The 12,826-nt window shown below is 70.2% G+C and carries 9 protein-coding genes and 1 pseudogene; 1 reads left to right on the top strand and 9 read right to left on the bottom strand.

Going from position 1 to position 12,826, the window contains the following annotated elements; translation table 11 throughout:
- Positions 1 to 222: 222 nt before the first annotated feature.
- The 6 genes and pseudogenes from LNW71_RS20180 to LNW71_RS20155 form a co-directional block, all read right to left on the bottom strand.
- The gene (locus LNW71_RS20180; RefSeq protein WP_250969513.1) at positions 223 to 1,866 is read right to left on the bottom strand and encodes a beta-N-acetylhexosaminidase; all 1,644 of its coding nucleotides are present in this window, start codon (positions 1,864 to 1,866) and stop codon (positions 223 to 225) included.
- A gap of 1 nt (position 1,867) precedes the next feature.
- Complete coding sequence (locus LNW71_RS20175; RefSeq protein WP_250969512.1) at positions 1,868 to 2,716, bottom strand: carbohydrate ABC transporter permease; 849 nt, start codon at positions 2,714 to 2,716, stop codon at positions 1,868 to 1,870.
- The gene (locus LNW71_RS20170) at positions 2,713 to 3,687 is read right to left on the bottom strand and encodes a carbohydrate ABC transporter permease (RefSeq protein WP_250969511.1); all 975 of its coding nucleotides are present in this window, start codon (positions 3,685 to 3,687) and stop codon (positions 2,713 to 2,715) included. Before LNW71_RS20170 ends, LNW71_RS20175 begins: the two co-directional genes overlap by 4 nt.
- Before the next feature lie 2 nt (positions 3,688 to 3,689).
- Positions 3,690 to 4,991 carry an extracellular solute-binding protein gene (locus tag LNW71_RS20165; RefSeq protein WP_250969510.1) on the bottom strand — a complete coding sequence of 434 codons (1,302 nt, stop codon included), beginning with the start codon at positions 4,989 to 4,991 and terminating at the stop codon, positions 3,690 to 3,692.
- Between the two features lie 227 nt (positions 4,992 to 5,218).
- Positions 5,219 to 5,521, bottom strand: coding sequence for a DUF3039 domain-containing protein (locus LNW71_RS20160; RefSeq protein WP_250969509.1), 303 nt, complete (start codon positions 5,519 to 5,521; stop codon positions 5,219 to 5,221).
- 30 nt (positions 5,522 to 5,551) lie between these two features.
- Positions 5,552 to 6,111: pseudogene (locus LNW71_RS20155) on the bottom strand (YqgE/AlgH family protein).
- 275 nt (positions 6,112 to 6,386) lie between these two features.
- On the opposite strand from LNW71_RS20155, the gene murA reads away from it, so the two are divergent.
- The gene (gene murA / locus LNW71_RS20150; protein WP_250969508.1) at positions 6,387 to 7,727 is read left to right on the top strand and encodes a UDP-N-acetylglucosamine 1-carboxyvinyltransferase; all 1,341 of its coding nucleotides are present in this window, start codon (positions 6,387 to 6,389) and stop codon (positions 7,725 to 7,727) included.
- A 160-nt stretch (positions 7,728 to 7,887) separates the two neighbouring features.
- Here murA and LNW71_RS20145 read toward each other — a convergent pair whose 3' ends face one another.
- From LNW71_RS20145 to LNW71_RS20135, 3 genes are all read right to left on the bottom strand, one after another.
- On the bottom strand, positions 7,888 to 8,169 hold the full coding sequence (locus tag LNW71_RS20145) for an HU family DNA-binding protein (RefSeq protein ID WP_003968811.1): 282 nt from the start codon (positions 8,167 to 8,169) through the stop codon (positions 7,888 to 7,890).
- 312 nt (positions 8,170 to 8,481) lie between these two features.
- On the bottom strand, positions 8,482 to 9,915 hold the full coding sequence (locus tag LNW71_RS20140; protein ID WP_250969507.1) for an NAD-dependent malic enzyme: 1,434 nt from the start codon (positions 9,913 to 9,915) through the stop codon (positions 8,482 to 8,484).
- A gap of 448 nt (positions 9,916 to 10,363) precedes the next feature.
- Positions 10,364 to 12,742 (bottom strand): UvrD-helicase domain-containing protein, encoded by a 2,379-nt coding sequence (locus tag LNW71_RS20135; protein WP_250969506.1) that lies wholly within the window; start codon positions 12,740 to 12,742, stop codon positions 10,364 to 10,366.
- Positions 12,743 to 12,826: the final 84 nt, after the last annotated feature.

The raw sequence follows: 12,826 nt of genomic DNA, 5'->3' as shown, positions 1-12,826 counted from the left end.
GAAGGGAGTATCCGTCCCTGGCCAGGGGGATGATCCCGTTTCGCACCTCTTCGGCGCAGAGTGCGAATTGCCACTATTCAGCGAGCTTGTGCGACTTATTCTGTTCCGGCGGGAGGGTGCCGAGTCGCAGGACGCCGGTGCGGGGTGACGCCGCGCGGAGCGGTTCGGCGCTGCCGTGGTCCCGGGGGACGTGGCAGCGCCGAACCGCTCCGCGGCCGGGAATCACACGCGCGGCGGAACGCCTTCGATCGGGCGTCCGAGGATGCCGGGCCGCTGCTGCCACGGCAACGGGCCGCCCGGCGGCCGGTAGTCGACGCCGAGCGCGTCAAGTCGCGCGTAGTGCGTGGCCATTCGGCGCTCGAACGCGGGGAAGTCCCGGTCCTCGGGAGCAGGCAGCGCCGACCAGGCGACCTCGGCGAACGCCGCGAGGCGCGGGAAGACCTGGTAGTCGACGCGGGACCGGTTCTGCATGACCTCGGTCCAGACGTTGGCCTGGGTGCCGAGGACGTGACGGGCCGCCGCCTCGCTCAGGTCCGGCGGCACGGGTTCGAAGCGGTAGACGTCCGCCAGGGTGCGGACGTACCCGATCGGCATCGGCTCGTCGGGGCCGCCGTCTTGACGGTGGTCCAGATAGACCTGCTGCTCGGGGCACATCACGACGTCGTGCCCGGCCTCGGCGGCCGCGATGCCGCCCGCGTAGCCGCGCCACGAGGAGACGGCGGCGCCGTCGGCGAGGCCGCCCTGCAGGATCTCGTCCCAGCCGATCAGGCGGCGGCCGCGCGCGGTGAGCCAGTTGTCGAAGTGGCGGATGAACCAGGACTGCAGCTCGTCCTCGTCGGCCAGGCCGAGTTCCTTGATACGGGCCTGGGCGGCGGGCGATTCCCGCCACTGGTCCTTGGGGCACTCGTCGCCGCCGACGTGGATGAACGGCGAGGTGGCGGCGGGGAAGAGCTCCAGGACCTCCTCGAAGACGCCCTCGAAGAAGCGCAGGGTGTGCTCGGTGGGCGCGAGCACGTTCGGGTTGACGCCCCAGCTGTCCCAGACGGACAGGGCGGCGGTGTCCACCACGTCGGTGTTGCCCAGCTCCGGGTAGGCGCTGATGGCGGCCTGCGAGTGGCCCGGGATGTCGATCTCGGGGACGACGCGGATGTGCCGGGCGGCGGCGTACGCCACGATCTCGCGGATGTCGTCCTGGGTGTAGTAACCGCCGTGCGGCGTCTCGTCCCAGAGCTCGGAGGCCCGGTGGCCGTACTTCGAGCGCGACCGCCAGGCCCCGGCTGCCGTCAGCCGGGGGTGGCGCTTGATCTCGATGCGCCAGCCCTGGTCGTCGGTGAGGTGGAAGTGGAAGACGTTCAGCTTGTGCGCGGCGAGCAGGTCGAGGTAGCGCAGGACGTCGGCCTTGGGCATGAAGTGCCGTGACACGTCGAGCATGAGGCCCCGCCAGCCGAAGCGGGGCCGGTCCTCGACGGCGCAGCTCGGCACGGTCCAGACCCGGTCCGGGTGCACGGGCGCCTGCCGGTGGGCTTCGGGGCCCAGCAGTTGGCGGAGGGTCTGGACGCCCCAGTGGAGACCGGCCGGGGCCGCGGCCCGCAGCGTGACGGCGTCGGCGTCCACGGTGAGCCGGTAGCCCTCGGGCCCCAGTGTGTCCGTCTCGCCCGGTTCGATGCGCAGCCGGATGGCCTGCCCGGCGCCGCCCCGGCCGGGCGCGAGCGGCAGCCCGGTCGCGGCGCCCAGGGTGGCGCGCAGCAGGCGCGCGATCCCCTCGGTGCCGGCCGGTGCGTCGAGCACGGTGTCCTGATCCAGAAGGAAGCCGGCCGCGTCGGTGAAGTAGTCGGCGCGCAGGGGCGCCGGGATCAGATCGACCACGTCAGTCCTTAACCGCTCCGCCCAGTCCGGAGACCAGGCGTCGCTGTACGAGTACGAAGAAGACGAGCACGGGAACGGTCATCACGGTGGAGGCCGCCATGATCCCGCCCCAGTCGTTCTCGTCCGGTTTGAAGAAGACCAGCAGCGCCATGGGGAGCGTCGACTGGGAGGTGTCGCTGATGATGAACGACTTCGCGAACAGGAAGTCGTTCCAGGTCGAGATGAACGAGAAGACGCTGGTCGCCACCAGGCCGGGGAAGACCAGCGGGAAGAGGATCTGCCACAGGAAGCGGGTGCGGCTGGCCCCGTCGATGTACGCCGCCTCCTCCAGGGCGTCGGGCACGGCCTTGACGAAGCCGCGCAGCATCCAGATCGCGAACGGCAGCGAGAAGGCGAGGTGCGGCAGGATCAGCGAGCCGAGGGTGTTCAGCTGGCCGAAGTCCCGCATCAGGAAGAACAGCGGGATCGTCAGCGCCTCGACCGGCACCATCTGCGCGACCAGGAACATGATCAGCAGCGTGGTGCGGAAGCGGAATCTGAACCGGGTCACCGCCGTGGCCGCGAGGAAGGCGATCAGCGCGGAGACGATGACGACCGTGCCGGCGACGAGCAGGCTGTTGAGGAAGTAGCGCCCGAAGTCCTGCTGCTGGAAGACCCGGCGGAAGGAGTCGAGGGACGGTGACAGCGTCCACGGCCTGGGGTGGGTGGACTGGACCTCGCCTGCCGGTTTGAGGGCGGAGAGCACCATCCAGTACAGCGGGAAGGCCACGACGGCGGCGGTCACCAGGGCCGCGGCCTCGGCGGCGAGCCGGCCCGGCCGGCGGACGCGCAACAGGGACGACACGCTCACAGTTCCTCCCCCTGGCGCCGCACCAGGCGCAGATAGACCAGCGTGACCGCCAGCAGGATCACCAGCATCACGACGCCGATCGCCGAGCCGAGGCTGTACTGCGAGGACGCGAACGCCTTCTGGTACGCGTACACGTTGAGCACCAGGTTCTGGCCCGCGATGCCGCCGCCGTTGGTCATGACGTAGATCTGGGTGAAGACCTTGAAGTCCCAGATGATCGACTGGATGGTGACGACGACCAGGATCGGCCGCAGCATCGGCGCCATGACGGACCGCCAGATCCGCCACTGCGAGGCACCGTCCAGGGCCGCCGCCTCCAGCACCTCGGCGGGGATCGCCCGGATGCCCGCGTAGACGGTCACCATCACGAACGGGAACGAGCACCACAGGACTTCCAGGAGCACCAGCGCGAAGGCGCTGTAGCGCCCGTACGTCCAGGAGAAGTCGCCTAGCCCCAGCACCCGGTTGACCGGTCCGAAGTCGGCGTCGAAGAGGAAGACCCAGACCGTCGAGCCGGTGATCGCGGGGGTCGCCCAGGCGCCGAGCGCGGCCATCATGAGCGCGAGCCGCGGCACGGCCCGCACCCGGGTGAGCAGGACGGCCAGCGCGCAGCCGACCAGCAGGGTGGCCAGCACGCAGACCGTCGCGAAGACCACGGTGGCCAGCAGCACCTGCCAGAACTGGCTGTCGTGGAAGAGCGTCGCGTAGTTGCCGAACCCCTGGAAGGTGGTCGGCTCACCGCCGCTGACCTGGGCCTGGGTGTACTCCAGGAAGGAGATCAGGCCGAGTTGGTAGATCGGGTAGACCAGCAGTCCGCCGAGCAGGACGAGTGCGGGCAGGAGGTAGAGCCAGGGGGTCCAGCCGGACCGCCGGGCGGGCGAGACGGGCCGGCTGCGCCGGAGCGGACGGGGCGTGGGGCCGCCCGCTCCGGAGGTGCGGGGCGCCTTGTACGCAGTGCTGTTCGCCGTCATCGTCAGCCCGCGTCGGCGAACGCGGCGTCCATCTTCTTCGCGGCGTCGTCCGAGGCCGTTGCCACGTCCTTACGGCCGCTGACGATCTCCTGGAACATCGTCGGCAGGATCAGCGAGGAGTCGATCTGGCCCCAGGCCGGGGAGGCGGGGACGAACTTCGCTCCGGCGCCGAGCGTCCTGACGAACGGTTCGACGAACGGCTGCTTCTTCGCCACCGCGGCCCGCACGTCCGTGTACGTCGGCAGGAAGCCCATCGCGTCGAACATCTTCGCCTGGGTCCGCTTGCCGGTGAGCGACTTCATCAGGTCGACGGCGAGGGTGCGGTGCTTGCTGCTCTTCAGCACGCCGATGTTGTTGCCGCCCGCGAACGCCGGGGCGATGGAGCCCTCGGCCACGCCCGGGAGCGGCACCACGGCGTACTTGCCCTTCACGGTGCCGGCTTCGACGGCCGCGTGGCTGAAGTCGCCGCCGATGGCCATGGCGGCCTTGCCGGAGGCGAAGGCGGTGACCGTCGCGTTCCCGCCCATGGCGGCGCACTTGGCGGCCGGGCAGTTGGCGTCCCCGAAGAGCGAGGTGTAGGCCGCGATGCCCTTGCGGGCCTTCGCGCTGTTGACGGCGGCCTTGTACGTACCGTCGCCGTCGGCCAGTTCGCCGCCGTTGGCCCAGATGAACGGCATCGCGCCGTAGGTGTACGCGCCGCCCACCGCGAGCCCGTACAGGCCGGGCTTCTTCTTGTGGATCTTCTTCGCGGTGGAGATCAGCTCGGCCTGGGACTTGGGTGCCTCGATCCCCAGGTCCTTGAAGACGTCGGTGCGGTAGTACAGCGCCCTGACCCCGACGAAGAGCGGCGCTCCGTAGATCTTGCCGCCGACCGTCACGGACTGCTTCGCGGTCGGGTCGGTGTCCTTGGCGTCCGCCCAGGCCCCGAACTCGGGCGTGATGTCGGCGAGTCCGCCGTCCTTGACGTAGCCCGCGGTGTCCGTGTTGCCGTACTCGATGAGGTCGGGGGCGCTCTTGGGGTCGTTGAACGCGGCCTTGACGCGCTGGGCGCGGGTCTCGACGGGTATGTACTCGATCTCGACCTTCGCGCCCTTATGGGCCTTCCCGAAGTCCGCGACCGCGGCGTCGACCACCTTCTCCTTGGGCTTGTTGCCCACCTCCTGGAACAGCCAGACGCGCAGCGTCCCGGTCTTCTCGTCCCCCTTGGCGCCGGTGTCGGAGGTCTGCGGCGCGCAGGCGGTGGCGGTGAGACCCGCCAGCACAAGCGCCGCAGCCGGGGCGGCAATTCGGGCAGAAAGCTTCATCCGGGACCCCTACCGGTAGGCGTTGCAACATGCGCAACGCGCGTTTCGCGCTGCACAACTGGCAGGAGGGTAGGTCCAGACGAAGTCGCCGACAAGTGGTCTCAACCACTCTGTGACCCGCGGACGCAGCCCGTGCAACGGCGGGCCCCGGACGACGAAGAACCCCCGGGACACGCGACTGCGTGCCCCGGGGGTTCTCCCGGACGGATCGGTCCTGCTGCTGCGGACTACTTGTTGTCCTTGCCGCCCTTGCCGCCCTTGCCCTTGTCCTTGTCGCCGCCGGCACCCATGGACTCGTAGATCTCCTTGCACATGGGGCACACCGGGTACTTCTTGGGGTCGCGCCCCGGTACCCAGACCTTGCCGCACAGCGCGACCACGGGGGTGCCCTCCAGGGCACTCGCCATGATCTTGTCCTTCTGAACGTAATGGGCGTAGCGCTCGTGGTCGCCGTCGCCGTTCGACACCTGTGGCGTCGGCTCCACGAGGGTTCCCGTACCTGACCCGCGCTCGGGCTCAAGAGTGCTCATAACAGCCAAGCGTACTGAAAGCCCGGCGCATCAGTTCAGCGAAGGGTCGTCCGGGTACGTGGCGATCATGGCCAGTTCGCTTCGCTGGCGGCGCAGGACCGCCCGCCAGAGGCTCTCCGGGTGGGGCGAGGAGACGTCCCCGGGTTCCGACTCGACGACGTACCAGGCGCCCTCGGAGAGCTCCGCCTCCAGCTGCCCGGGCCCCCAGCCGGCATAGCCGGCGAAGATCCGCAGCGAGCCGAGCGCGGCGGCGAGGAGTTCCGGGGGCGCCTCCAGGTCCACCAGGCCGATCGCCCCGTACACCCGGCGCCAGCCGAGGGGCCTTCGTCCCCGGGGATCACCGCGACGCCGAGCGCCGAGTCCAGGGAGACCGGGCCGCCCTGGAAGACGACGTCGGGTTCACCGGTCAGGCCGGCCCAGGACGTGAGGATGTCCCGCACGCCGACCGGCGTCGGGCGGTTCAGGACCACGCCGAGCGAGCCCTCCTCGTCGTGGTCGAGGAGCAGCACCACCGCGCGGTCGAAATTCGGGTCCACCAGGGCGGGCGCGGCCACGAGCAGCCGCCCTGTGAGCGAGGACACCTCGGTCATGGCAGAAATGATCCCGCATCTTCGGCCTTCGCGGGGGCCAAGTGACCCGGTCGTCGCGCAGGGTGCCCGAGCGCAGCTCAGGGCGTACGGATGCACAAGGAGCGCACAGCCGGGCAGCCGATCCGGATGGTGACCCTCCGCAAGATGACGGAAGCAGAGCGTGTTGTGGCGGATTCATGACGTTCGTACACCGTCCGTTCTCTTACGGAGGAGGGGTGTGTGGCCATTACCCTTTCGATTGGCCCCCTGCCCGACCACTCCGGAACGCGAGATTCATGACCGGCACAGACGATGTCCTGCTTGTCCACGGCGGAACCCCGCTGGAGGGCGAGATCCGCGTCCGAGGCGCCAAGAACCTGGTGCCGAAGGCGATGGTCGCCGCGCTGCTCGGCAGCGGGCCCAGCCGACTGCGCAACGTGCCCGACATCCGCGACGTGCGGGTCGTGCGCGGGCTGCTGCAACTGCACGGTGTGACGGTCCGCCCGGGTGACGAACCCGGCGAGCTGATCCTCGACCCCACGCACGTCGAGAGCGCGAACGTCGCCGACATCGACGCCCACGCGGGCTCGTCGCGCATCCCGATCCTCTTCTGCGGCCCGCTGCTGCACCGGCTGGGCCACGCGTTCATCCCGGGGCTCGGCGGCTGCGACATCGGCGGACGGCCGATCGACTTCCACTTCGACGTGCTGCGCCAGTTCGGCGCGACGATCGAGAAGCGGGCGGACGGCCAGTACCTGGAGGCCCCGCAGCGGCTGCGCGGCACCAAGATCCGGCTGCCGTACCCGTCGGTGGGCTCCACCGAGCAGGTGCTGCTGACGGCCGTGCTCGCCGAGGGCGTCACCGAGCTGTCGAACGCGGCCGTGGAGCCGGAGATCGAGGACCTCATCTGCGTACTGCAGAAGATGGGCGCGATCATCTCCATGGACACCGACCGGACCATCCGGATCACCGGTGTGGACCGGCTTGACGGCTACACGCACCGGGCGATCCCGGACCGCCTGGAGGCCGCCTCCTGGGCGTCCGCGGCGCTGGCGACCGAGGGCAACATCTACGTCCACGGCGCCCAGCAGCGCTCGATGATGACGTTCCTGAACACCTACCGCCGGGTCGGCGGTGCCTTCGAGATCGACGACGAGGGCATCCGCTTCTGGCATCCGGGTGGCGCGCTGAACGCCATCGCCCTGGAGACGGACGTGCACCCCGGCTTCCAGACCGACTGGCAGCAGCCGCTGGTCGTGGCACTGACGCAGGCCGCCGGCCTGTCGATCGTGCACGAGACGGTGTACGAGTCCCGGCTCGGCTTCACCTCGGCGCTCAACCAGATGGGCGCACACATCCAGCTCTACCGCGAGTGCCTGGGCGGCTCCGACTGCCGCTTCGGCCAGCGCAACTTCCTGCACTCCGCGGTCGTCTCCGGGCCGACGAAGCTGCAGGGCGCGGATCTGGTCATCCCGGACCTGCGCGGCGGTTTCTCGTACCTGATCGCCGCCCTGGCGGCCCAGGGGACGTCCCGGGTGCACGGGATCGACCTGATCAACCGCGGCTACGAGAACTTCATGGAGAAGCTGGAGAAGCTCGGCGCGAAGGTGGAGCTGCCGGGCGGTTCGCTGGTCTGAGGCGGCCTCTGAGACGTTCGAGGGCCCGGTTCCGGCGGCGGGAAGCCGCCGGGACCGGGCCCTCGCCCCGTGAGAGGCCCACAACGGGCGTTCTGCGGCCCGTACGCCGAAGGGCGGCCACCCTGGTCGGGGTGACCGCCCTTCGTCGTGCCTATGGGTGTTACTTGCCCTTGGCGGCTTCCTTGAGCTTCGAGCCCGCGGAGACCTTCACGCTGTAGCCGGCCGGGATGTTGATCGGGTCGCCGGTCTGCGGGTTACGAGCGGTGCGAGCGGCACGGTGCGTGCGCTCGAAGGTCAGGAAGCCGGGGATGGTGACCTTCTCGTCGCCCTTGGCGACGATCTCACCGACGGTCTCGGCGAGCGCGGCCAGCACGGCGTCGGCGTCCTTACGAGTCACCTCGGCGCGGTCGGCCAGGGCGGCCACCAGCTCACTGCGGTTCATGTTGTTACTCCCGTGTTCTTCTTGCCTGTGAGGCGTGAGATCGAAGCCGATGCTGCCAGGGCCCTCGGACAGTCCCCGGACCCGGGTCTGTCTCCAGACCCTCGCGCCCGAATACGCATCCTGCCCCCACCTGCGGCGGGAAAGCCAATCCGGCACCCCCCGGAGTCACACGAAAAGCGCCACTGCCTCGTCGTGGTGACGTTCCGTCGACTCCCCGAAAGCGGTCCGCAGCGAATGCGGGGCCTGCGGGACGCGTCGCCCGCCCACCCTAAAGGGGCGTTTGGGGCGCCGCGACCCGCGACGCGCCGGACATCAGACGGACGTGGGACCCGTCACAGCCGCGCCGGCGGCCTTCGCGGCGTCCCGGACCGCTCCGGCGACCGCTCCCGCGACCTTGTCGTTGAAGACCGACGGGATGATGTAGTTCGCGTTCACCTCGTCCTCGGCGACCACGTCGGCGAGGGCGCGCGCGGCGGCGAGCATCATCTCCGTGTTGACGGTGCGGGACTGGGCGTCCAGCAGACCGCGGAAGACGCCGGGGAAGACCAGGACGTTGTTGATCTGGTTGGGGAAGTCCGAGCGGCCGGTGGCCACGACCGCCGCCGTCTGACGGGCGATCGCCGGGTCGACCTCGGGGTCCGGGTTCGCGAGCGCGAACACGATCGCGCCGTCCGCCATGGCCGCGACGTCGTCCCCGTCCAGCACGTTCGGGGCGGACACACCGATGAAGACGTCGGCGCCGACGACAGCCTCCTTGAGGGTGCCGGTGACGGACTCCGGGTTGGTGTTGTCGGCGATCCAGCGCAGCGGCGAGTCGGCGTCGGCGGAGACCAGGTCCTCGCGGCCGGCGTGCACCACACCGTGGATGTCGGCGACGACGGCGTGCTTGACGCCCGCGGCGATGAGGAGCTTCAGGATGGCCGTACCGGCCGCCCCTGCGCCCGACATGACGACCCGTACGTCCCCGATGCCCTTGCCCACCACGCGCAGCGCGTTGGTCAGCGAGGCCAGGACGACGATGGCCGTGCCGTGCTGGTCGTCGTGGAAGACCGGGATGTCCAGGGCCTCGCGCAGCCGGGCCTCGATCTCGAAGCAGCGCGGCGCCGAGATGTCCTCCAGGTTGATGCCCGCGAAGCCGGGCGCGATGGCCTTGACGATCTCGACGATGGCGTCGGTGTCCTGGGTGTCCAGGCAGATCGGCCAGGCGTCGATGCCGGCGAACCGCTTGAAGAGGGCCGCCTTGCCCTCCATCACCGGAAGGGCGGCCATCGGGCCGATGTTGCCGAGGCCGAGCACCGCGGAGCCGTCCGTCACGACTGCGACGGAGTTGCGCTTGATGGTGAGGCGGCGGGCGTCCTCGGGGTTCTCGGCGATCGCCATGCAGACCCGTGCGACGCCCGGGGTGTAGATCATCGAGAGGTCGTCACGGTTGCGGATGGGGTGCTTCGACTGCATCTCGATCTTGCCGCCGAGGTGCATCAGGAACGTACGGTCGGAAACCTTGCCGAGGACGACGCCCTCGATGTCCCGCAGTCCTTCGACGATCTCGTCGGCGTGCGACGTGGAGGAGGCCGCGATCGTGACGTCGATCCGCAGCTGGTCGTGGCCGGAAGCGGTCACGTCGAGGCCGGTGACCGAGCCACCGGAGGACTCCACGGCCGTGGTGAGCTGGGAGACCGCTGTGCCGCTCGCGGGCACCTCCAGCCTGACCGTCATCGAGTACGAGACGCTGGGCGCCGTTGCCATGGCCGAGTCCTTCGCTTTCCTTAGCTTCATTGCTACGCGGCGGGCCCGTAGTCGAACGACAGGCCCGCGAACGCCTTCCGATATTCGCACCTACCGATGGGTAGCCGGTAATGACTGCCGCACTTCGGAAAGTGTTTTCCACCATACGAGATATGAGGGCTCCAGCGGAACCCCCGACGGGACCGCATCCGCCCCGCGCCCGGACCTGTAAACAAAAACAGACCCGCGTCACCCGAAGGTGACGCGGGTCTGTCTTCTTCAATTAGGTGGCACCGACCCGCCATGCTCGCCTCGCGGCAAGTGGTCGCTCTAAGCGACGAAGGTTGGGCCCGGGGGCTTGGATCGAGCCGGTGCCAACACCAGGCTAACAAACACCCTGCAGAAGTGATTCCCGCAGCGCAGGTTGACCGGAAAAAGGCTCCTGCGCCCCCTGCCGTCCGGGCGCGCGTCAGTCCCTGAGCAGGTCCGGCACCCCGTCCTCGTCCGGCAGATCCCGCTCCCCGGAGACGACCGTGAGCTGCTGGGTCGCCCGCGTCAACGCGACGTACAGCACCCGCAGCCCCGCGGGGGACTCGTCCGCGATCTCCGCGGGCGAGACGACCACCGTGGCGTCGTACTCCAGGCCCTTCGCCTCCAGACTGCCGAGCGCCACCACCCGTTCGCCGAGTTCCGCGAGCCAGGTGCGGGCCTGCGCCCGCCGGTTCATCGCGACGACGACACCGACGGTGCCGTCCACCTCCCCGAGCAGCCGCCGCGCCTCCTCCCGCACGGCCCCGGCCAGATCGCCGTCCCGTACGGTCTCGAAGCGCGGCTCGACGCCCGTGGACCGGACGGCGGCCGGCGACTCCATGCCGGGCATCGCGAGCGCCAGCACCTTCGCGGCGAGCTCGGCGATCTCCGCCGGGTTGCGGTAGTTGACGGTCAGCGTGAAGCGGCGGCGCGGCCGGCTGCCGAGCGCCTCGTCACGTGCCGCCGCCGCCTCGTCCGGGTCGGACCAGGAGGACTGCGCCGGGTCGCCGACGATCGTCCAGGTGGCGTGCCGGCCACGACGGCCGACCATGCGCCACTGCATCGGCGTGAGGTCCTGCGCCTCGTCGACGATGACGTGCGCGTACTCCGTGCGCTCCGCCGCGAGCCGTTCGGCCCGCTCCCACTGGGTCTCCTCCCGCTGCGGCATCAGCTCCTCCAGACCGGTGAGCTGGTCCAGCGGGTCGAACTCGCGTTTGCGCTTGGGCCGGTTCGGGGTGCCGAGCAGGGTCTGCAGCTCGTCCAGGATCGCCACGTCGTGGACGGACAGCGGTCCCTGCCCCGCACTGTCGAGCCGCTTCAGGGAGCGCGCGAGACGGCGCACCTCGCCCTGGTTGAGGATGCGCCGCGCCCACCGGGCGAGCCGCTTCTCGTCCGCCATCGCGGCCAGCACCCCGCGCGGGGTGAGCTCGGGCCACCAGGCGTTCAGGAACTCGATGAACGGCGTCTCGGTGGAGACGTCCTCGTCGAACGACGAGCGCAGTTCGGCGGCGAGCTCCGGGTCGGTGTAGCGGCCCCGGCCGGACGACCTGCTCCACAGCGCGTCCAGCAGCAGCTTGCGGGCGCGCGGGCGCAGCAGGTTGACCGGTGCGGTGCCGCCGAGGACGTTGTTCCGGATGCGCCGGAGCTCGTCCTCGTGCAGTTCGACGCGGGCGCCGAAGGCCACCACCCGCAGCCGGGTGGGGGTGGCGACGTCCCTCGGAGCCTCCTCCTCCCCGAACGCCAGCTGGCCCTCGTCCTCGGCGGCCGGCCGGGCCCCGGGCTGCTCCAGCGCCCCGCGGGCCGCCTTGCGCAGCACGTGGAGGATCCGGGAGGAGCCCTTGATCCGGGCGACGGCGGGTTCGTCGTAGGTGGTGGCGCCCGCCGTGCCCGCCGCCTCGTCCGACAGCGAGCCGACCGCACGGATGGCGACCTGGCCCTCCTCACCGAGCGAGGGCAGCACCCCTTCGGTGTACGCGACCAGCAGCGGCGTCGGCGAGACGACGAGGATGCCGCCCGCGTACCGCCGCCGGTCCTGGTAGAGCAGGTACGCGGCGCGGTGCAGCGCGACCGCGGTCTTCCCGGTGCCGGGACCCCCCGAGACCTCGGTGACCGAGGCGGCCGGGGCCCGGATCACCAGGTCCTGTTCGGCCTGGATGGAGGAGACGATGTCCCGCATGGTGTGGCTGCGGGCCTGCCCGAGCGCCGCCATCAGCGCACCGTCACCGATGACGGGGAGGTTCTCCCCCGCCAGGTGCGCGGTCAGTTCGGGACGCATCAGGTCGTCCTCGACCCCGAGGACCCGGCGGCCCTTGGAGCGGATGACCCGGCGGCGTACCACCCGGCCGGGTTCCTTCGGCGTCGAGCGGTAGAAGGGCGCGGCGGCCGGCGCCCGCCAGTCGATGACCAGCGGTGCGTAGTCGGAGTCGAGGACCCCGATCCGGCCGATGTGCAGTGTCTCCGCGATTTCGGCGGTGCTGTCCTCCCGTACGGCGTCGTCGGCCGGCTCCACGGAGGTGAAGGCGCCGTCCGGGCCGCGCTCACCGTCCTTGCCGAGCAGCAGGTCGATCCTCCCGAAGAGGAAGTCCTCGAACTCGCTGTTCAGCCGGTTGAGGTGGATCCCGGCCCGGAACACCTGGGCGTCGCGCTCGGCGAGCGCCCCGGGTGTACCTACCTGGCCGCGTTTGACGGCATCACTCATGAGAAATTCCGCCTCGTGGATCTTCTCCTCGAGGCGGTGGTAAACACGGTCGAGATGTTCTTGCTCGACACCGATTTCCCGGTCCCGCAACGAATCGACAGCGGCATCCTGCGCGGCCACCGAGACCCCCTTCTGACGTGCATTGGGCAGCCGTCAACCCTATGCGAAGGGGGGCCCGTCGCGCACCTGCCACGAGCATTGATC

The sequence above is a fragment of the Streptomyces sp. RKAG290 genome, from assembly GCF_023701695.1.
Taxonomy (GTDB): Bacteria; Actinomycetota; Actinomycetes; order Streptomycetales; family Streptomycetaceae; genus Streptomyces.
The sequence above is the reverse complement of the archived record's forward strand: the minus strand, read 5'-3'. Positions and strand labels throughout refer to the sequence as shown.

Excerpts from the sequence above, each read along its gene's own strand:
- LNW71_RS20160 (WP_250969509.1), bottom strand. The coding sequence starts at position 5,521 with ATGAGCACTCTTGAGCCCGAGCGCGGGTCAGGTACGGGAACCCTCGTG.
- LNW71_RS20145 (WP_003968811.1), bottom strand. The coding sequence starts at position 8,169 with ATGAACCGCAGTGAGCTGGTGGCCGCCCTGGCCGACCGCGCCGAGGTG.
- murA (WP_250969508.1), top strand. The coding sequence starts at position 6,387 with ATGACCGGCACAGACGATGTCCTGCTTGTCCACGGCGGAACCCCGCTG.
- LNW71_RS20165 (WP_250969510.1), bottom strand. The coding sequence starts at position 4,991 with ATGAAGCTTTCTGCCCGAATTGCCGCCCCGGCTGCGGCGCTTGTGCTG.
- LNW71_RS20140 (WP_250969507.1), bottom strand. The coding sequence starts at position 9,915 with ATGGCAACGGCGCCCAGCGTCTCGTACTCGATGACGGTCAGGCTGGAG.
- LNW71_RS20170 (WP_250969511.1), bottom strand. The coding sequence starts at position 3,687 with ATGACGGCGAACAGCACTGCGTACAAGGCGCCCCGCACCTCCGGAGCG.